The sequence below is a fragment of the Pseudomonas sp. SB113 genome (assembly GCF_040754745.1).
GTDB classification, from domain to species: Bacteria; Pseudomonadota; Gammaproteobacteria; order Pseudomonadales; family Pseudomonadaceae; genus Aquipseudomonas; species Aquipseudomonas grimontii.
In genome coordinates, this window is the sequence record NZ_JBFMHW010000003.1 from 362,464 (window position 1) to 382,701 (window position 20,238).

Below are 20,238 nucleotides of genomic sequence, written 5' to 3' on the forward strand. Positions count from 1 at the left end.
TTTGGACGCTTGCCATGTTTTCGGCCATACCCTGACAAACTTTAGGCGCGAATGACAATAAATCTCCGCACGGCGCTTCTCGTGCACAGTGTAGGAAAACCCAGCGTCCTGTACCAGTAATCTATAACGCGACCTCGACTTGCCCTGGGGCTGTCACCCGCGCCTTGATCACGCGGTTGGAGTTGAGGTTCTTGACCCGAATCTGTTCGCTCATGCCGCCGTTGGACAATGCTTCGCCCGGCATTTTCACGTTTAAACCGCCGCTGCTGGCGGAGATCACCACCTGATCGCCCTTGCGAATGACCTCGGCCTGTTCCAGATGCACTAGGGTAATGACCTGATCGGTGACCACTGGTCGGGTCAATTTCTGTCCGATCGCCTGGTCCAGGGATGTCAGGTAGCCCTGGTTGATCTGGCTGATATCGCGTTCACGCAGTACAACGTCCTCAAAACCGATGATGCCCGTGCGTTTCAGCGGGCGAGCAACCACCACCACTTCACGGAACAATTTGACCTGGGCCGGCACGAACACGGTCCAGGGCGAGGCGCCTTCGCAGCGTACCTTGACCGTCACGCGCCCGATCGGTTGGGCGGGGCTTTCCAGGGTGGCTGTCAATTCCTTGTCACACATCGGCATGCGCAGGCGTGGGTCCAACTGGTTGACCTGGATTTCATAACGCCCCGGCGTCTGTGTGGTCGCCAGATAATCTTCTACAGTGAACTCAAGAAAGCCCTGAGTGACGCCGATAAGTAGATCAGGCAAGGTGACGTTCTCGGCACGGGCCGTGGCGCCCAGGCTGAAGGCGAGCAGTGCCAGCGGTACGCAGAGCAATCTGCAAAACCGTGTCAGGTGAAGGCGTCGGGAAACTGTCGTTTTAATGTCCATAATTCAACAAATAGCAAAGCTCGTGCCGTTTAGTGTTGGGTGCGCGTCGCCCTTGTAGGTATAGCCAAAGGTTTTAGCGTAGGAGTCATGGCATGGCAGGAGTAATGGATTCAGTAAACCAGCGCACACAGCTGGTAGGGCAGAATCGCCTGGAGTTGCTGCTTTTTCGCCTGGATGGCAAGCAGCTGTATGGCATTAACGTGTTCAAAGTGCGGGAAGTGTTGCAATGCCCGAAGCTGACGATCATGCCCAAGTCCAGCCCGGTGGTGTGCGGCGTCGCCAATATCCGTGGCGCGACCATCCCGATTCTTGACCTGGCCCTGGCCACCGGTTCGGCTGGCCTGCAGGATCGCGAGAATCCGTTCGTGATTATTACCGAGTACAACACCAAGACCCAGGGTTTCCTGGTGCGCTCGGTGGAACGTATCGTCAACATGAACTGGGAAGAGATCCATCCGCCGCCCAAGGGCACCGGGCGCGATCACTACCTCACGGCGGTGACGCGGGTCGATAACCAGTTGGTGGAAATCATCGACGTGGAGAAGATCCTCGCCGAAGTCGCACCCACCTCGGAATCGATTTCCGTGGGTGTGGTAGACGCCGAAACGGCGCACAAGGCGGTCTCGCTGCGAGTGCTCACGGTGGATGACTCCTCGGTGGCGCGTAAACAGGTGACACGCTGCCTGCAAACCGTCGGCGTGGAGGTTGTGGCGCTCAATGATGGTCGCCAGGCCCTGGATTACCTGCGCAAGCTGGTGGAGGAAGGCAAGAAGCCGGAAGAAGAATTCTTGATGATGATCTCCGACATCGAGATGCCGGAAATGGACGGCTATACCCTCACTGCTGAGATACGCAGCGATCCACGCATGCAAAAATTGCATATCATCCTGCATACTTCGTTGTCGGGCGTATTCAATCAGGCGATGGTCAAGAAGGTCGGTGCCGATGACTTCCTTGCCAAATTCCGCCCTGATGACCTGGCATCCCGGGTAGTCGACCGGATCAAGGCAGCAGATCACAGCTAGGGTTTTTCCCCTGGCGGTCATACGATTTTAGAGGCGGTATCAGTGTCTACGGGTAATTTGGATTTTGAACAGTTCCGGGTCTTCCTGGAAAAAGCCTGTGGCATATTGCTCGGTGAAAACAAGCAATACCTGGTATCCAGCCGTCTTAACAAACTGATGGAGCAGCAGGGCATCAAGTCCCTGGGCGAGTTGGTTCAACGGATCCAGGGGCAGCCGCGCAGTGGCCTTAAGGAGATGGTGGTCGATGCCATGACCACCAACGAAACCCTGTGGTTTCGCGATACCTACCCCTTTGAAGTGCTCAAGAGCAAAGTGCTGCCGGAGGCCATCAAGGCCAGCCCGGGCCAGCGCCTGCGTATCTGGTCGGCCGCCTGCTCCTCGGGTCAGGAACCGTACTCGATTTCGATGTCCATCGATGAGTTCGAACGGACCAACATGGGCCAGCTTAAAGCCGGGGCGCAGATCGTCGCCACCGACCTGTCCGGCACCATGCTCACCAACTGCAAGACCGGCGAGTACGACAGCCTGGCCCTGGGCCGTGGTTTGTCCCAGGAACGCCTGCAACGTTACTTCGACCCGAAAGGGGCAGGGCGTTGGGCGGTCAAGGCGCCGATCAAGAGTCGCGTGGAGTTTCGCTCGTTCAACCTGCTCGACAGCTACGCCAGCCTGGGCAAGTTCGACATGGTGTTTTGCCGCAATGTGCTGATCTACTTCTCGGCCGAAGTGAAGAAGGACATCCTGTTGCGCATCCACGGCACCCTCAAGCGTGGCGGCTACCTGTTCCTCGGTGCATCCGAGGCGCTCAATGGCCTGCCGGATCATTTCCAGATGGTGCAGTGCAGTCCGGGGATCATCTACCAGGCCAAGTAATAAAGCGGACGCGGTCAAGAATGTGGGAGGGGGCTTGCCCCCGATAGCGGTGGTTCAGTTGATGTGTCTATCACTGATACTCCGCTATCGGGGGCAAGCCCCCTCCCACATTTGTTTCTGCGGCAAAGTTGATGAAAGCGGCAACTCCCCATTGCCGCTTTACTGGCGCCACGCGGAAACCCGTTGCCGCTTTTCTGGCATTGCCGCCGGCAAGCTCCTCGCAACCCCTTGATTTACGGGGTTATCAGATATTGGCATGCGCCTTGCTATAACCCTGTTAACGAACAGCAGGTCAGCCTAAAGGTTTCCGCCATGAGCATCAGCTTCGATAAAGCGCTCGGTATCCACGAACAAGCCCTGGGCTTCCGCGCTCAGCGTGCCGAAGTCCTGGCCAACAACATTGCCAACGCCGATACCCCGAACTACAAGGCTCGGGACCTGGACTTCTCCGCCGTGCTCGCCGCACAGCAGGACAAGACCAAGAACGGCACCTTCGCCTTGAACATGACCAACAGCCGTCATATCGAAGCGCAAGGCCTGAGCAGTGGTGACGAGTCGCTGCTGTATCGCACGCCGATGCAGCCGTCGATCGACCAGAACACTGTCGACGCCCAGCTGGAGCAATCGGCCTACGCCGAGAACTCGGTGAACTTTCAGGCCAGCTTTACCCTGCTCAACAGTAAATTCAAAGGGCTGATGTCAGCCCTGCGTGGAGAGTAAGCCATGTCCCTGTCCAGTGTTTTCAATATTGCCGGCAGTGGCATGAGCGCGCAGACCACGCGCTTGAACACCGTCGCCAGTAACATCGCCAACGCCGAGACTGTGTCTTCGAGCATCGACCAGACCTATCGCGCCCGTCACCCGGTGTTCGCCACCATGTTCCAGGGCGGCCAGAGCGGCGGCAGCGATTCGCTGTTCCAGAACCAGGACGCAGCCGGTCAGGGCGTGCAGGTGCTCGGCGTGGTCGAAGACCAGAGCAACCTCGAGGCCCGTTACGAGCCGAACCATCCTGCCGCGAACGAAAAGGGTTATGTCTATTACCCCAACGTCAACGTGGTCGAGGAAATGGCAGACATGATCTCCGCCAGCCGCTCGTTCCAGACCAACGCGGAAATGATGAACACCGCCAAAACCATGATGCAGAAGGTCCTGACCCTGGGTCAGTGATAAGGGGCGCCAAATAATGGCCATCGTTGATACCACGACCAATTCGGCGGTCCAGGACCTTTTCAATTCCAAGGTCAAGACCGCCACAGACAATACCACCGTCACCGACGCTACCAAGACCGCGACGGGCAGCCAGTCACTGGGCAAGGACGCGTTCCTGCAACTGCTGGTGACCCAACTGAAAAACCAGAACCCGCTGTCGCCTCAGGACAACGGTGCATTCGTGGCCCAGCTGGCGCAGTTCAGCAGCCTGGAAGGCATCAATACCCTGAACGATTCGGTCAATGCGATCTCCAGCAACTTCAGCTCCTCGCAGGCGCTGCAGGCTTCTTCGCTGGTAGGACGCTCGATCATCACCCAGACCAACAAGGCCTTGGTGGACACGAGCAAGAGCATGACCGGTTCGGTAGCGGTGACTGCGGCGACGGGCAACGTCTCGATCAAGATCTCCGATAAAGACGGCAACGTGGTGCGCACCATCGATATGGGTGCTCAAAGCGCGGGTTCGTCCGACTTTATCTGGGATGGCAAGAACGACAACGGTGAGGTTGCCCCAGCCGGCACCTACACCTTCGCGGCGACGACCAAGAACGACAAAGGCGAATCGGTAGCCATGGCGACTTCGTTGCCGGCAACGGTGACCAGCGTGACGTTGAGCAAGACCGGCGGCGAAATGCTGCTGAACCTTGCAGGTGGCATGGGCAGCGTCAAGCTGTCGCAAATTCAGACTATCGGTACATAGAGCCGGCTAAATACGGCAGAGGGAGAGAAACATGTCTTTTAACATCGGCCTTAGCGGCCTCTATGCGGCCAACAAACAACTGGACGTAACCGGCAACAACATCGCCAACGTTGCGACCACTGGCTTCAAGTCGTCCCGTGCGGAATTCGCCGACATCTACGCCGCGTCCAAACTGGGCACCGGCCAGAACAGCATCGGCAACGGTGTGAACCTGGCGGCTGTGTCCCAGCAGTTCACCCAGGGTGACGTCAACGGCAGTGGCGGCATCCTGGACATGGCGATCCAGGGCGGCGGCTTCTTCGTGCAGAAAGGTAGCGACGGCTCGCTGGAGTACACCCGCAGCGGTGCTTTCCGTGCCGATAAAGACGGCTACATCACCAACAATACCGGTACCTCGCGCCTGCAAGGCTACGCGGCGGACGATGATGGCAAAATCATCAAGGGCGGTCTGACCGACCTGCAATTGAACCTGTCGAACCTGCCGCCGAAGGCGTCTACCAAGGTGGACTCCACCAGTAACCTGAACTCCTCGGAACCGGTGATCAACCAGACGCTCAAGCCATTCGACCCGGCGGACACCAGTACCTTCACCACCCAGTACAGCACCACCTTGTACGATGCCCAAGGCAACGCACACCCGATGGTGCAATACCTGGTGAAAACAGATGGCAACAAGTGGAACGCCTACACCCTGATTGATGGCCGTAACCCAGACGGTTCGCCGCCGACGGGCGGCACCCCGGCCACCCCACCGGTACCGTCGACGCTGGCCTTTGACGGTTCGGGCACGCTCACCAGTGTCACGACGGGCGGTGTGGCCAATAACACCCTGACCATTACCGGCTGGGTCCCCGGTACAGTGACCGCTGGTGTTTGGAAGGCAAACGGTGCGACGGCGAACCCAACGGGGATCGCCATCAACATGGCCAACATCACCCAGTACAACTCGGCCAGCTACCGTAACCCTCCGATCACCGATGGCTACGCTACCGGCCAGATCACCGGCCTGAAAATCGACGGCAGCGGCGTACTGTTCGCCACGTTCAGCAACCAGCAGAGCAAGGCCATCGGCCAGATCTCCCTGGCCAGCTTCAACAACGAGCAAGGCTTGCAGCCGTCGGGCGGCACCGCATGGAGAGAGACCTTCGCCTCGGGCCAGCCGGGTTACGACACCCCGCAATCCGGTACCCTGGGTTCGATCGTGGCCAACTCCCTGGAGAACTCCAACGTCAACCTGACCAATGAGCTGGTGGACCTGATCAAGGCCCAGAGCAACTACCAGGCGAACGCCAAGACCATCTCCACCCAGAGCACCATCATGCAGACCATCATTCAGATGACCTGATGCGGTAGCGCTCCACAAGAAGCCCCTCGTAAGAGGGGCTTTTTTGTAGGTGTTGAAAACCTTCTGCGGTGCTTTGGTTCATGCATTGAAAGGCATGGGAGGAACGCTGCCTTTTGGCTTTGCCACTGATCAGCTCAGGGCCTGTTGGCTCGCCAATCATCAGGCGGTAGGGGATGTGGCGTTCAGAAGTGTCAGTGGTTACCTAGAGGCTGGAGTGGCAAACGCCTCGGCGCAGCAACGAAAAAGCCCGATAAACCCTATGCAGTCGGGGTCTATCGGGCTTTTTCAATCCCAGGCGTTCAAGCCCGGGAGTCGCTCAGCTTATTGGCAAGCTTCGCAATCCGGCTCGTCAATCGCGCAGGCCTTTGGCACGGGTGCCGGGCCGGCAGGCGCGGCGAGCACCGAATCATCACCGTGGTTGCCGCTGGAAACAGCATTCAGCTTACCGGTGTTGATGGTCGACTTCTCGGTGCTGGTCGCGGCCAGGGCACGGAGGTAGTAGGTGGTTTTCAGGCCACGGTACCAGGCCATGCGGTAGGTCACGTCGAGCTTCTTGCCCGATGCGCCGGCGATGTACAGGTTCAGCGACTGAGCCTGGTCGATCCACTTCTGGCGACGGCTGGCGGCGTCGACGATCCACTTGGTGTCCACTTCGAAGGCGGTCGCGTAGAGCTCTTTGAGTTCTTGCGGGATGCGCTCGATCTGCTGTACCGAACCGTCGTAGTACTTCAGGTCGTTGATCATGACCGAGTCCCACAGGCCGCGGGCTTTCAGGTCGCGTACCAGGTACGGGTTGATCACGGTGAATTCGCCCGACAGGTTCGATTTCACATACAGGTTCTGGTAGGTCGGTTCGATCGACTGCGATACGCCAGTGATGTTGGCGATGGTCGCGGTCGGTGCGATGGCCATGATGTTGGAGTTACGAATGCCTTTCTGCACACGGGCACGTACCGGCGCCCAGTCCAGGGATTCGTTCAGGTCAACGTCGATGTACTTCTGGCCACGCTGCTCGATGAGGATCTGTTGCGAATCCAGCGGCAGGATGCCCTTGGACCACAGCGAGCCCTGGAACGTCTCGTAGGCGCCGCGCTCGTCGGCCAGGTCGCAGGAAGCCTGGATCGCGTAGTAGCTGACCGCTTCCATGGACTTGTCGGCGAACTCGACCGCAGCGTCCGAACCGTAAGGAATGTGCTGCAGGTACAGCGCGTCCTGGAAGCCCATGATGCCGAGGCCGACCGGACGGTGCTTGAAGTTGGAGTTCTGCGCCTGTGGCACCGAGTAGTAGTTGATGTCGATAACGTTATCGAGCATGCGTACGGCGGTGTTGACGGTGCGTTCCAGCTTGGCGGTGTCCAGCTTGCCGTTGACGATGTGGTTCGGCAGGTTGATCGAGCCCAGGTTGCAAACGGCGATCTCGTCCTTGTTGGTGTTCAAGGTGATCTCGGTGCACAGGTTCGAGCTGTGGACCACGCCCACGTGCTGCTGCGGGCTGCGCAGGTTGCAGGGGTCCTTGAAGGTCAGCCAAGGGTGGCCGGTTTCGAACAGCATGGATAGCATCTTGCGCCACAGGTCTTTGGCCTGGATGGTCTTGAACAGCTTGACCTTGCCTGGGTACTCGGTGAGGGCTTCGTAGTACTCGTAGCGCTCTTCGAAGGCCTTGCCGGTCAGGTCGTGCAGGTCCGGCACTTCGGATGGCGAGAACAGGGTCCACTTGCCGTCATCGAAGACACGCTTCATGAACAGGTCAGGGATCCAGTTGGCGGTGTTCATGTCGTGGGTACGACGACGGTCATCACCGGTGTTCTTGCGCAGCTCGATGAACTCTTCAATGTCCATGTGCCAGGTTTCCAGGTAGGCACACACAGCGCCTTTGCGCTTGCCACCCTGGTTGACCGCTACGGCGGTGTCGTTCACGACTTTCAGGAACGGTACAACGCCCTGGGACTTGCCGTTGGTGCCCTTGATGTACGAACCCAGTGCACGCACTGGCGTCCAGTCATTGCCCAGGCCGCCGGCGAATTTGGACAGCATGGCGTTGTCGTGGATCGCGTGGTAGATGCCCGACAGGTCATCCGGCACGGTGGTCAGGTAGCAGCTCGACAGCTGTGGACGCAGGGTGCCGGCGTTGAACAGCGTCGGTGTGGACGACATGTAGTCGAACGACGACAGCAGGTTGTAGAACTCGATCGCACGGTCTTCTTTGTGCTTCTCTTCGATCGCCAGGCCCATGGCCACGCGCATGAAGAACACCTGCGGCAGTTCGAAGCGGATACCGTCCTTGTGGATGAAGTAACGGTCGTACAGGGTTTGCAGGCCCAGGTAAGTGAACTGCTGGTCGCGCTCGTGGTTGATCGCCTTGCCGAGTTTTTCCAGGTCGAAGGTGGCCAGGATCGGGTTCAGCAATTCGAATTCGATACCTTTGGCGATATAGGCAGGCAGCGCCTTGGCGTACAGGTCGGCCATTTCGTGGTGGGTGGCGCTGTCGGCCACGCCCAGGAAGCCCAGGCCTTCGGCACGCAGGGTGTCCATCAGCAGGCGCGCGGTCACGAACGAGTAGTTCGGCTCGCGTTCAACCAGGGTACGGGCGGTCATCACCAGGGCGGTGTTGACGTCGGTCAGGGCCACGCCGTCGTACAGGTTTTTCAGGGTTTCGCGCTGGATCAGGTCACCGTCGACTTCTTCCAGGCCTTCGCAGGCCTCGGTGATGATGGTGTTCAGGCGGCCCAGGTCCAGCGGCGCAAAGCTGCCGTCGGCCAGGGTGATGCGGATCGACGGGTGCGCTTGCACGGCGGCTTCTTCGGCCGGGGTGCGGACGGCACGTTCCTTGGCGCGCGAATCGCGGTAGATCACGTAGTCGCGGGCCACTTTCTGCTCGCCGGCACGCATCAGGGCCAATTCGACCTGGTCCTGGATTTCTTCGATGTGGATGGTGCCGCCCGACGGCATGCGACGCTTGAAGGTCGCGGTGACTTGTTCGGTCAGGCGGGCAACGGTGTCGTGGATGCGCGACGAGGCAGCAGCGGTGCCGCCTTCAACTGCAAGAAACGCTTTGGTGATGGCGACGGTGATTTTGTCATCGGTGTAAGGAACGACAGTGCCGTTACGCTTGATCACGCGCAATTGGCCAGGTGCAGTGGCGGACAGATCCATATTCGAATCAGCGGCCTGCGGCACGGAGCCTTGCGGGTTCTCGCGAGTTGTGTCGGTTTGCATGGGGGGTTGTCTCCACATTTCTATATTTATTTGGGCACCATCACGGTGCCCACCGTTCCGTCCTGAAGCACTTACAACAGGCCTGGGCCTGGCATAACAACTTCGGGACAGGAGGAAGGGAGCTCATAGCGCCGCTTCCATGCCGAAGTCTTCGGTTCGGGGCTCAAATGCCCTTGGCCGTATTCCTGGTGGGTGACAGTTGCCAGGTTCAAGCACTGCAACACCCGTACCGTTTTCCGCTGTTGGAGCTGGAAAACGGCTGCCATCCGCTTGAGCGGTTTGGGCTTTCAAAAAATGCTTGGGTTAGACCAAACAGGAGCAAGAAAGGGCTTGAGTTTCTTGTCTGATTTGTGTTGGGTCTTTTCGCCTAAAACCCTACATGTAGGGTTTTTTTAGCGCCGAGCTACAAGATAATGCGTTTTGGGGGGCTTAGCAACGCACTACCTGTGGATAACGCTGTGGGTAAAATGTGTATGAAACGTGGAACACCCGTGTAGGCCGCAGCACTGCTGGATTCGGCCGTTTGTCACCGAGTATTCCAAGTTGAAAACAGCCGGTTGGATTTTTGAGGGCGCGAACCCTATCACAGAAAAGCAGGATCACCGAATCGATTTCCCGGCTTGTGCGAGAGGGCTTGACCATGGCTACAATCGGCCTTTGTTATGCCCTCAAAACATTACAAATAAGGTGTGGCCTGCTCGGCCAACGAATCCCTTTATAACAACGAGGATCACCCGTGGAGCAAGAAGCCTGGCAAATCCTGATCGTCGAGGACGACGAGCGGCTCGCCGAGTTGACCCGCGATTACCTGGAAAGCAACGGCCTGCGGGTTTCTGTGGAAGGTGATGGCGCCCTGGCTGCGGCGCGGATCATCGCCGAGCAACCGGACCTGGTGATTCTCGACCTGATGCTGCCCGGCGAAGACGGCCTGAGCATTTGCCGCAAGGTGCGCGAACGCTACGACGGCGTGATCCTGATGCTCACCGCCCGCACCGACGATATGGATCAGGTGCTGGGCCTGGACATGGGCGCCGACGATTATGTGTGCAAACCCGTGCGCCCGCGCCTGTTGCTGGCGCGTATCCAGGCCCTGTTGCGACGCAGTGAGCCGGCGGAGCCCGCCAGCGTGGAAAGCCAGCGCCGCCTGCAATTCGGCCCGCTGCTGGTGGACAACGCCCTGCGCGAAGCCTGGCTGCACGACGACGGTATCGAACTGACCAGTGCCGAGTTCGACCTGCTGTGGCTGCTGGTGGCGAATGCCGGGCGGATCCTGTCCCGCGAAGAGATCTTTATCGCTCTGCGCGGCATCGGCTATGACGGCCAGGACCGTTCCATTGATGTACGCATCTCACGGATTCGCCCGAAAATCGGCGATGACCCGATCCACCCACGGCTGATCAAGACCATCCGCAGCAAAGGCTACTTGTTCGTCCCTGAAGCCGCCGTCGATATGTCGCAGTGAACTCGATCTTCCTGCGTATCTATGGCGGCATGTGCGCGGCGCTGATTCTGGTGGCGCTGCTCGGCGTGCTGGCCCTGCACCTGCTCAATGAGGTGCGCAGCGGCCAATACCGTGAGCGCCTGGCCCACGGCACCTTTGCCTTGATGGGCGACAACCTGCAGCCCATGAGCGCCATCGAGCGCCAGCGCGCCCTGGCCGTGTGGGAGCGTTTGCTCGGCATCCCCCTGGAACTGCGCAGCCTCACCGATGCCCAGTTGGACCTCAGCCAGCGCGCCCGCCTGCAACGTGGCCTGGTGCTGGTGGAACAGACCGGCCCCCACGCTGCCCGGGTGCTGCGCCTGGTCAGCGATAAGGAGCAGTGGGTGCTGACGGGCGAGGTGCAGCAGATCAGCGAGCAACTGGCCCGCGCGACTATTTACCTGCTGGCCGACGAACTGGTGCGCTTCCCCGTCGCCGAGCAGCCGCAACGGCTGGCGGATATAAAGGAGGCCAAGGGCTTTGGTTTCGAAATGCACCTGATGACCCTCGATCAGGCTGATATGGACGACGACCAACGCCGCCGCGTATCGGAGGGTGATACGGTCATGGCCCTTGGCAAGGGCGGCGATTCGATCCGTGTATTTTCCGGCATAGTCGGTACGCCCTGGGTGCTGGAACTCGGTCCGCTGTATCAGATGAGCCCGTACCCGGCGCAATGGCTGGTCCTGATCGCCTTGATCGGCCTGACCCTGATCGGCCTGATCGTCTATCTATTGGTGCGTCAGCTTGAACGCAGGCTCCGAGGCCTGGAGGCCGCCGCCACGCGCATCGCCAAAGGCAATCTCGAGGTGCGTGTGCCGGCCCGGGGGGCCGACTCGGTGGGGCGCCTGGCGGCGGCCTTTAATGGCATGGCCGAGCACCTGCAGCAACTGTTGGCGATCCAGCGCGAACTGGTGCGCGCGGTGTCCCATGAACTGCGCACACCGGTGGCGCGCCTGCGCTTCGGCCTGGAGATGATCGGCGACGCCGCCACGCCTGAAGCGCGGCGCAAGTACCTGGAAGGCATGGACAGTGATATTCAGGACCTCGATGGCCTGGTGGATGAAATGCTCACCTATGCAAGGCTGGAGCAGGGAGCGCCGGCGTTGATTTTCCAACGGGTCGACCTCGATGCGCTGCTCGATCAGGTGATCGGCGAATTATCGCCACTGCGCCCGCAGGTGACCGTGGCCAGGGGTATTTGCCTGTCGTCGGCCCATTGGGACGACGCTTGGGTCGATGCCGAGCCGCGCTACTTGCACCGCGCTCTGCAAAACCTGGTGAGCAACGCCATGCGTCACGCCCAGGGCCAGGTGTTGATCAGTTATCAGGTGGGCCAGGTGCGCTGTCGCATCGATGTGGAGGACGACGGGCCCGGTGTACCGGAAAGTGCCTGGGAGCGTATCTTCACGCCGTTCCTGCGCCTGGACGACAGCCGCACCCGTGCCTCGGGCGGACATGGCCTGGGGTTGTCGATTGTGCGGCGGATTATTTACTGGCACGGCGGGCGAGCGTTGATCAGCAAAAGCAACAACCTGGGCGGGGCGTGCTTCAGCCTGAGTTGGCCCAGGGATCAAGACAAACCCTGACGTTTCTCCCGTGATACCCCACACCGAGCAAATCCGTAGCAGCTGCCGAGCGCAAGCGAGGCTGCGTCGGCCGCGCTACCGATCTAACGTCGAGTCGCGTCCAACGCAGCCTCGCTTGCGCTCGACAGCTGCTACGGCTACCAGGCTCAACAGTTGGCCATCACTCACTGAGTATTGCGCCGATAACTCCTTGCCGTGGCACCACTCGCCGCAGAGGTCTGTGAGCAAGCGCAAGCGCACATGCCCAGCCTCTGACCACTCCACCACCTCGGCATGCTCAAAATAGAAGCGCTTCTGCACGATCGGGTAGAGCGCCTTGAACAAACTCTCCTTGACCGAAAACGTCAGCGTCACCAGCAAGGCGATCTGCTCTCGCGGCAGGTCGGCCATACGCTGCAGCTCTTGCGCGGTCAGAATCTCCCCAGCCAGGCGCTCCGCCCGTTCCAGGCTCAGTACATTCTCCAGGTCCATCCCCAACCCGCGCCATCGCGCCTTGTGCCCGACAATCGCGGCGGCATGTCCGGTGCTGTGGGTGATGGAACCGCTGATGTGGGCGGGCCACACCGGTGCGCGGTCTTCGCCGATCGGTGGGATGCAGTTGATGTGATCAAGTTGTTGCAGGGCCGCGCGCGCGCACAGGCGACCGGCGAGAAACTCGGCCTGACGCTTGGCCACTGAACGCTGGATGCTCGCCGGTGGTGGCACCTCACAGTGCTGGAAATCGCCGGGTGCCAGTAATGCGGGGTCAAAGCGGGTGCTGAGAAACACCGTGCCCGGCAAGGGTTCGGGCAGTGGCCAATGGGCGTCGAGTGGGGTGCAGCAAGCGGGTAGGGGCGTCATGGGCGGTATTTTGCCGAGTTGATGCGCAAGAGGATAGCCCGCCGTGGTTCAGGTGAGGTTCAGAGCCTGTTCAGGGGGAGTTCAGGGGCGCCTGCGTAGTCTGGCCTCACAGCCAAACGCGTAATGAGGTAACACCATGACTGCGATCAAGAAGCTGATGTTAGCGTTAACCATGCTCAGTGCTACCGCTGGGGTTCAGGCCTCCGATGGTGCCTTTGCTGCATTCGGCCGTGAGAAAACCAAGAAATCCAGCATCCTGATGCAGCGTGTCAGTATCGAAGATGTTGGCAGTCAGCCCACGCCTTGGGGCCAGTCTCTGGGCCAGGCCACCCCGCAGCCGAGCTATCGCGTTGGCTACGAATACCTGACCGGCCAGTTCAACGGCACTAAACTGCGACCGCAAGACCTGCGGGGCCGCTATGATGTGCCTCTGTCGGACAGTTGATTTGCTTTGGAGAGCTTTATGAAATTGCTGGTGGTGGAAGATGAGGCGCTGCTGCGTCATCACCTGTTTACCCGCCTGACCGACAGTGGCCACGTGGTCGAAGCCGTGGCCAACGCCGAAGAGGCCCTGTACCAGACCGGTCAATTCAACCATGACCTGGCGATCATCGACCTGGGCCTGCCCGGCATGGGCGGCCTGGACCTGATCCGCCAATTGCGCAGCCAGGCCAAGACGTTTCCGATCCTGATCCTCACCGCGCGCGGCAACTGGCAGGACAAGGTCGAAGGCCTGGCCGCCGGCGCCGACGACTACGTGGTCAAGCCCTTCCAGTTCGAAGAGCTGGAGGCGCGCATGAACGCCTTGCTGCGCCGCTCCAGCGGGTTTACCCAGTCGACTATCGTCGCCGGCCCCTTGCTGCTGGACCTCAACCGCAAGCAAGCGTCCCTCGACGAACAGCCCCTGGCATTGACCGCCTATGAATATCGCATCCTCGAATACCTGATGCGCCATCACCAGCAGGTCGTCGCCAAGGACCGCTTGATGGAACAACTTTACCCCGACGACGATGAGCGCGATCCGAATGTGATTGAAGTACTGGTCGGCCGCCTGCGCCGCAAGCTGGAAGGCCCGGCCGGGTTCAAGCCGATCGATACCGTGCGTGGCCTGGGCTACCTGTTCAATGAGCGCTGCCGTTGATTCGCTCGTTACGTGTGCGCTTGATGCTGGCGGCCGCCACCCTGGCCGTGCTGTTCATGCTGGGCCTGTTGCCCGCCATGCAAGGCGCGTTCAGCCTGGCATTGCAGGATTCCATCGAGCAGCGCCTGGCATCGGATGTCACCACGCTGATCTCCGCCGCGCGGGTGGAAAACAATCGCCTGCTGATGCCGGCGCAGTTGCCGGATGAACGTTTCAACCTCACCGATAGCCGGTTGCTCGGCTATATCTACGACCGCGAAGGCCACCTGGTGTGGCGTTCGCGGGCCACCCGGGACGAAAACATCAACTACAGGCCGCGCTATGACGGGCGCGGCAATGAGTTTGCGCGGATTCGCGAGGCTGACGGCCAGGAGTTCTTTGTCTACGACGTCGAGGTCAAGCTGCTCGGCGGCAAGAGCGCGGCGTTCAGTATCGTGGCCCTGCAACCGGTGCGCGAATACCAATTGACCCTTGAAGGCCTGCGCGAAAACCTCTACCTGGGCTTCGGCGCGGCACTGCTGGTGCTGTTGACCCTGCTGTGGCTGGGCCTGACCTGGGGCCTGCAAGCCCTGCGGCGATTGAGCCAGGAGCTTGACCAGATCGAAGGCGGCACCCGCGAAAGCCTCTCCGAACAACACCCTCGCGAATTGCTGCGTCTCACCGGCTCCCTTAACCGCCTGCTGCACAGCGAGCGCGAACAACGGGCGCGTTACCGCGACTCCCTCGATGACCTGGCCCACAGCCTGAAAACGCCGCTCGCTGTGTTGCAAAGCGTGAGCGAAGACATGGCGCAACGCCCGGAAGATCGTGATCAGGCCTGGGTGCTGCAATCCCAGATCGAGCGCATGAGCCAGCAGATCAGCTACCAATTGCAGCGTGCCAGCCTGCGCAAAAGCGGCCTGGTGCGCCATCAGGTGCGCCTCGAGCCGGTAGTGCAAAGCCTCTGCGATACGCTGGGCAAGGTCTACCGCGACAAGGGCGTCACGGTGGTCTTTGAATTGCCGGACGAATGCGATGTACCGATCGAGAAGGGCGCCCTGCTTGAATTGCTCGGTAACCTGCTGGAAAACGCCTATCGGCTGTGCCTGAGTGAAGTGCGCATCAGCCTGGTGGAAAATCCTGAAGGTATCGAGTTGTGCATCGAAGATGACGGCCCCGGAGTGCCGCCGGACCAGCGTGCACGGATTCTGCAACGGGGCGAGCGCTTGGACCGACAGCATCCGGGGCAGGGGATCGGGTTGGCGGTGGTCAAGGACATCATTCAAAGCTACGGCGCGCGACTGACCCTGGGGGATTCGCCGCTGGGGGGCGCGGCGTTCAAGATTCACTTTCCGGCTGTGTGATCTTTAGTGGCTGGGCTGGCCCTATCGGGGGCAAGCCCCCTCCCACATCTTGAATTTATTCGCACATCAAACTTTGTAAACACCGTCAAAGGTGGGAGGGGGCTTGCCCCCGATGAGGCCCTCACAAACGACGCAGCGCTAACTCTGCTGCGCCCGATAGGCCCCGGGTGTCAGCCCCGTCCACTTCTTGAACGCCCGATGAAACGCTGACGGTTCGGAGAACCCCAATTGCTCGGCGATCTCCAGCAAGGACAAATCCGCCCGCCCCAGGTGGTAGATGGCGATGTCCCGCCGCAACTCATCCTTGAGTGCCTGAAAGCTGGTGCCTTCTTCGCGCAAATGTCGGCGCAGGGTTTGCGGGCTGACGTGCAAGTGCTGGGCGACGGCTTCCAGGTCTGGCCAAGGTGTGCGGTCGCGGCTTAACAAGCGTCGCAACTGGCTGCTCAAACTGTCGCCTTCATCCGGGCGTGACAGCAGGTCGGCGGGGGAACGCTCAAGGAAATGCTTGAGGGTGCGCTCGTCCTGCAACAGCGGCAGGCTCAGGTAGCGGGCGGGAAACACCAGGCTGCTGTTCGGCGCACCGAACACCTGGGCACAGGGAAACAGCAGGTCATATTCAGCGGCGTGGGCCGGCATCGGGTAACTGAACGTGGCCTGGTGCAAACGAATGCGCTGGCCGATCAGCCAACTGCCCAGGCGGTGCCAGATCACCAGCAGGCATTCGCTGAGGAAGTGATCCGGGTCCCACAGTTGAGAATCATCCAGGCTCAAGCGGGCCATTTCGCCTTCCCGTGTCAGCTGCCAGCGCGGACCTTGTGGGAATAGGCTATAAAATAATAAGCCGCGTTCCAGAGCCTTCTCCAGGGTGCGGCAGTGGATCAGCGCATGGCACATCATGGCGAAGGTGCCGCGTTTGCTCGGGCCGTCGGCGAACCCCAGGTACTCATCGTCCAGAGCCAGCCAGAGCAGTTGCAGCAGCCGGGTAAATTGCTCGGGTGCAATGCGTGCGCGGGGTTCGGTCAACAGTTCCGGGGTGATGCCCAGCTGTTGCAATAAGCCCGAATAGTCGTATCCGGCTCGACGCGCACCGCCGAGGGCCGCCCGGGCGTAGTGACTGGCGATGGTACGTTCACGCATGCGGGGCCCTCGTCCATGGAATGGCGGATGGTAGTCATCACCTGGCAGGGCGACAAGGCGGATATCCGCCAAATTGTAGGACGGGATTGGGCAGTGCGGCGGAAATCCGCCAGTGGGCTCGGCACTTTGGAGGATGCTTTAAAATCCGCAGCCCTGATGTCTTAAGGCCTTCAGGGGTTTTCAGCAAAGTGGCACGGCGTTTGCGATAAGGATTACAGCGCAGGCCTGGTCCTACAGGCTTCGCAAACAACAAATCCCTCCAGTGCAGGAGGGTTCGCAATTCAAGTGCCGTGGGCAATGGCGGATATTTGCCACACGGGACGATTGAGGAATTTTGCAATGACGACTCGTCAGCCAATCTACAAATCCCTGTATTTCCAGGTGATCGTTGCAATCGTTATCGGTATTTTGCTCGGTCACTTCTACCCGCAGACCGGTGTGGCGCTCAAGCCACTGGGTGACGGCTTCATCAAGCTGATCAAAATGGTCATCGCCCCGATCATCTTCTGCACCGTTGTCAGCGGCATCGCCGGCATGCAAAGCATGAAATCGGTCGGCAAAACCGGCGGCTACGCGCTGCTGTACTTCGAAATTGTGTCCACCATCGCCCTGCTGATCGGCCTGGTCGTGGTCAACGTTGTGCAACCGGGTGCCGGCATGCACATCGACGTAGCGACCCTGGACGCCTCCAAAGTGGCAGCCTACGTCACTGCCGGTAAAGACCAGAGCATTGTCGGCTTTATCCTCAACGTCATTCCGAACACCATCGTCGGCGCCTTCGCCAACGGCGACATCCTGCAAGTGCTGATGTTCTCGGTGATCTTCGGTTTCGCCCTGCATCGCCTGGGTGCCTACGGCAAGCCGGTGCTGGACTTCATCGATCGCTTCGCCCACGTGATGTTCAACATCATCAACATGATCATGAAGCTCGCGCCAATCGGCGCCCTGGGTGCCATGGCGTTCACCATCGGTGCCTACGGTGTGGGCTCGCTGGTGCAACTGGGCCAGCTGATGATCTGTTTCTACATCACCTGCGTCCTGTTCGTGGTCGTGGTGCTCGGCGCCATCTGCCGCGCTCACGGTTTCAGCGTGCTGAAACTGATCCGCTACATCCGTGAAGAGCTGCTGATCGTTCTGGGTACGTCCTCCTCCGAATCCGCACTGCCACGCATGCTGATCAAGATGGAGCGTCTGGGCGCGAAGAAATCCGTAGTAGGCCTGGTGATCCCGACCGGTTACTCCTTCAACCTCGACGGTACCTCGATCTACCTGACCATGGCTGCCGTGTTCATCGCCCAGGCGACTGACACCCACATGGACATCACCCACCAGATCACCCTGCTGCTGGTGCTGCTGCTGTCCTCCAAAGGCGCTGCCGGCGTGACCGGCAGTGGCTTCATCGTACTGGCTGCGACCCTGTCGGCCGTAGGCCACCTGCCGGTTGCCGGCCTGGCGCTGATCCTGGGTATCGACCGTTTCATGTCCGAAGCCCGTGCGCTGACCAACCTGGTGGGTAACGCCGTTGCCACCCTCGTTGTGGCCAAGTGGGTCAAGGAACTGGACACTGACCAGTTGGCCAGCGAGCTGGCATCCGGTGGTCGCGGTATCTCCGACACCCGTGAAGAAGATGATCTGGGCGTGGCCGAAGGCCCGGCACCCGTGATCAAGTAAGCCGCTGATGGCGTGACCCCACGCTGACAGCTATCCGCAAACGCCCCGACTGGTTCGGGGCGTTTGCGTTTCTGTGGGATTACTTTTTTCGAATATTTTGACTTACAGTCAGTGACTCGATGAAATTCGCGTCACGCAGTACGTTCCAAGCGCAGACGTGCAGGAGGATTTATGGACAGTGTTGATTTGAATGTCCTGCGCAGCGTGCTCGAATGGCGCCGTGCGGGGCAGCAGGTGGTGTTGTATAGCGTTGTCCAGACGTGGGGCAGTGCGCCGCGTCCACCGGGTGCCATGTTGGCGTTGCGGGGGGATGGCGTGGTGATTGGTTCTGTGTCCGGCGGCTGCATCGAGGACGACTTGATCGCCCGCTTGCAGGATGGCCGCCTGATGCATGATGGGCCGCCGGTGCAGTTGGTGACCTACGGCGTGACTCGCGATGAGGCGGCGCGTTTCGGCTTGCCGTGCGGCGGCACGCTGCGCTTGACCGAGGAGCGTGTAGACGACTGGGCCTGGGTGGCGCAGTTGCTGGAGCGTTGCGAGGCGCATGAAATTGTCGCGCGGGAGCTGGACCTGGTCTCCGGCGAAGTCACGTTGAGCAGTGCGAACAAGGCCGATGTAGTCACTTTCGATGGCGAACGCCTGCGGGCTATCTACGGCCCGCGCTGGCGCCTGCTGTTGATCGGTGCCGGGCAATTGTCGCGCTACGTGGCGGAAATGGCGCGCTTGCTGGATTTCGAAGTGTTGATATGCGATCCGCGCAGCGAGTTTGTCTACGGCTGGGAAGAACAGCACGGCCGCTTCGTGCCGGGTATGCCTGATGAGGCGGTGCTGAATATCCAGACCGACGAGCGCACGGCCATTGTCTGCCTGACCCATGATCCGCGCCTTGACGACATGGCGTTGCTGACGGCGCTGAACTCCAGCGCCTTCTACATCGGCGCGCTGGGGTCGCGGGTCAATAGCCAGAAGCGTCGCGAGAATCTGGCGGCGCTGGGTTTGTCGACGGACGCGATTGCGCGTTTACATGGGCCGATTGGCCTGCATATCGGGAGTCATACGCCGTCGGAGATTGCCTTGTCGTTGATGGCGGAGATTGTCGCGATCAAGAACGGCGTGGCGCCGATGCAGAAAAAGCCCCTGCCAGTGGTCGCCGAGTAATGCCGGCGGCGATTGTCTTGGCAGCAGGGCGGGGTAGCCGGTTCAGAGCCGAGGCGGGGGCTGACCAGGATAAGTTGCTCGCCGATTGCGTGGGCCGTGATGGCGTGATGCGTCCGGTGATCGAGCAGGTGTTGGTGAATTTGCCGGATAGCCTGGTGGAACGCTGGCTGGTGACCTCGCCGGATCGCACGGAGGTCATTCGGTTGGCCGATGCACACGGCTGCCAGGTCTTGCTGCTGCAGTCGGCCGGCATGGGGGAAAGTATCGCCGCAGCCGTCGCGGCCAGTGCGTCGGCGGATGGCTGGCTGGTGGTCTTGGGGGATATGCCGTTTATCCAAACATCCAGCATTGAGCGGGTGGTTGAAGCGCTGGAGGACGGGGGCATCAGCGTGCCGGTGCAGGCGGGTGAATATGGGCATCCGGTGGCCTTTGGTCGTGCTTTTGGTCCACGCTTGATGGCGCTGACCGGTGACCGTGGAGGCAAGTCATTGTTCACATGCGCCACGGTGCGGGAAGTGCAGGTAGAAGATGCGGGTGTTCTGTGGGATGTAGATCTGCCGAAACAGTTAAGTTTTAGCGCGGACTCAATTTGATCTTCGCTGTTTTCGAGATCGGTATAAAAAAGCCC

At 60.2% G+C, this 20,238-nt stretch carries 18 protein-coding genes; 14 read left to right on the forward strand and 4 right to left on the reverse strand.

Features of this window, described 5'->3' with window-relative positions; all coding sequences use genetic code 11:
• Window positions 1-121: 121 nt before the first annotated feature.
• The gene (flgA, locus tag AB1462_RS06360; RefSeq protein ID WP_090400439.1) at window positions 122-886 is read right to left on the reverse strand and encodes a flagellar basal body P-ring formation chaperone FlgA; all 765 of its coding nucleotides are present in this window, start codon (window positions 884-886) and stop codon (window positions 122-124) included.
• 92 nt (window positions 887-978) lie between these two features.
• Between flgA and AB1462_RS06365 the strand changes: the two genes are divergently transcribed.
• From AB1462_RS06365 to flgE, 6 genes are all read left to right on the forward strand, one after another.
• Window positions 979-1,911: a chemotaxis protein CheV gene (locus AB1462_RS06365; protein WP_259191311.1), complete on the forward strand. Its 933-nt coding sequence runs from the start codon at window positions 979-981 to the stop codon at window positions 1,909-1,911.
• A 42-nt stretch (window positions 1,912-1,953) separates the two neighbouring features.
• Window positions 1,954-2,781 (forward strand): protein-glutamate O-methyltransferase CheR, encoded by an 828-nt coding sequence (cheR, locus tag AB1462_RS06370; protein ID WP_090400438.1) that lies wholly within the window; start codon window positions 1,954-1,956, stop codon window positions 2,779-2,781.
• A gap of 312 nt (window positions 2,782-3,093) precedes the next feature.
• Window positions 3,094-3,501, forward strand: a complete 408-nt coding sequence (flgB, locus tag AB1462_RS06375) for a flagellar basal body rod protein FlgB (RefSeq protein ID WP_003175633.1) — start codon at window positions 3,094-3,096, stop codon at window positions 3,499-3,501.
• Between the two features lie 3 nt (window positions 3,502-3,504).
• Window positions 3,505-3,948, forward strand: coding sequence for a flagellar basal body rod protein FlgC (flgC, locus tag AB1462_RS06380; protein ID WP_024076985.1), 444 nt, complete (start codon window positions 3,505-3,507; stop codon window positions 3,946-3,948).
• Window positions 3,949-3,964: 16 nt separating this feature from the next.
• Window positions 3,965-4,690 carry a flagellar hook assembly protein FlgD gene (flgD, locus tag AB1462_RS06385; RefSeq protein ID WP_090400437.1) on the forward strand — a complete coding sequence of 242 codons (726 nt, stop codon included), beginning with the start codon at window positions 3,965-3,967 and terminating at the stop codon, window positions 4,688-4,690.
• Between the two features lie 31 nt (window positions 4,691-4,721).
• On the forward strand, window positions 4,722-6,035 hold the full coding sequence (gene flgE / locus AB1462_RS06390; protein WP_090400436.1) for a flagellar hook protein FlgE: 1,314 nt from the start codon (window positions 4,722-4,724) through the stop codon (window positions 6,033-6,035).
• Between the two features lie 321 nt (window positions 6,036-6,356).
• Here the strand turns inward: flgE and AB1462_RS06395 are convergent, their stop codons facing one another.
• Window positions 6,357-9,251 carry a ribonucleoside-diphosphate reductase subunit alpha gene (locus tag AB1462_RS06395; RefSeq protein ID WP_065947763.1) on the reverse strand — a complete coding sequence of 965 codons (2,895 nt, stop codon included), beginning with the start codon at window positions 9,249-9,251 and terminating at the stop codon, window positions 6,357-6,359.
• A 736-nt stretch (window positions 9,252-9,987) separates the two neighbouring features.
• Between AB1462_RS06395 and AB1462_RS06400 the strand changes: the two genes are divergently transcribed.
• The gene (locus AB1462_RS06400; protein ID WP_090400435.1) at window positions 9,988-10,713 is read left to right on the forward strand and encodes a response regulator; all 726 of its coding nucleotides are present in this window, start codon (window positions 9,988-9,990) and stop codon (window positions 10,711-10,713) included.
• Window positions 10,710-12,320, forward strand: a complete 1,611-nt coding sequence (locus tag AB1462_RS06405; RefSeq protein WP_259191308.1) for an ATP-binding protein — start codon at window positions 10,710-10,712, stop codon at window positions 12,318-12,320. The genes AB1462_RS06400 and AB1462_RS06405 overlap by 4 nt, the downstream gene beginning before the upstream one ends.
• A gap of 75 nt (window positions 12,321-12,395) precedes the next feature.
• Here AB1462_RS06405 and AB1462_RS06410 read toward each other — a convergent pair whose 3' ends face one another.
• Window positions 12,396-13,160 (reverse strand): 4'-phosphopantetheinyl transferase, encoded by a 765-nt coding sequence (locus AB1462_RS06410; protein WP_259191306.1) that lies wholly within the window; start codon window positions 13,158-13,160, stop codon window positions 12,396-12,398.
• Between the two features lie 136 nt (window positions 13,161-13,296).
• Between AB1462_RS06410 and AB1462_RS06415 the strand changes: the two genes are divergently transcribed.
• The 3 genes from AB1462_RS06415 to AB1462_RS06425 are packed head-to-tail and all read left to right on the forward strand — an operon-like array spanning window position 13,297 to window position 15,644.
• Window positions 13,297-13,605: a hypothetical protein gene (locus AB1462_RS06415; protein WP_090400432.1), complete on the forward strand. Its 309-nt coding sequence runs from the start codon at window positions 13,297-13,299 to the stop codon at window positions 13,603-13,605.
• An 18-nt stretch (window positions 13,606-13,623) separates the two neighbouring features.
• Window positions 13,624-14,301, forward strand: coding sequence for a response regulator (locus tag AB1462_RS06420; RefSeq protein ID WP_017138377.1), 678 nt, complete (start codon window positions 13,624-13,626; stop codon window positions 14,299-14,301).
• Entirely contained in the window at window positions 14,298-15,644 is a 1,347-nt protein-coding gene (locus AB1462_RS06425) for an ATP-binding protein (RefSeq protein ID WP_090400431.1), read from the forward strand. The genes AB1462_RS06420 and AB1462_RS06425 overlap by 4 nt, the downstream gene beginning before the upstream one ends.
• 138 nt (window positions 15,645-15,782) lie before the next feature.
• Here the strand turns inward: AB1462_RS06425 and AB1462_RS06430 are convergent, their stop codons facing one another.
• A complete protein-coding gene (locus tag AB1462_RS06430; RefSeq protein ID WP_259191303.1) occupies window positions 15,783-16,781 on the reverse strand; it encodes an AraC family transcriptional regulator in 999 nt (332 codons plus the stop codon).
• Between the two features lie 339 nt (window positions 16,782-17,120).
• On the opposite strand from AB1462_RS06430, the gene AB1462_RS06435 reads away from it, so the two are divergent.
• From AB1462_RS06435 to AB1462_RS06445, 3 genes are all read left to right on the forward strand, one after another.
• Window positions 17,121-18,452, forward strand: a complete 1,332-nt coding sequence (locus AB1462_RS06435) for a dicarboxylate/amino acid:cation symporter (RefSeq protein WP_090400429.1) — start codon at window positions 17,121-17,123, stop codon at window positions 18,450-18,452.
• A 171-nt stretch (window positions 18,453-18,623) separates the two neighbouring features.
• The gene (locus AB1462_RS06440) at window positions 18,624-19,610 is read left to right on the forward strand and encodes an XdhC family protein (RefSeq protein ID WP_367246384.1); all 987 of its coding nucleotides are present in this window, start codon (window positions 18,624-18,626) and stop codon (window positions 19,608-19,610) included.
• Window positions 19,610-20,203, forward strand: a complete 594-nt coding sequence (locus tag AB1462_RS06445; RefSeq protein ID WP_367246385.1) for a nucleotidyltransferase family protein — start codon at window positions 19,610-19,612, stop codon at window positions 20,201-20,203. Before AB1462_RS06440 ends, AB1462_RS06445 begins: the two co-directional genes overlap by 1 nt.
• The last annotated feature ends 35 nt before the right edge of the window (window positions 20,204-20,238 follow it).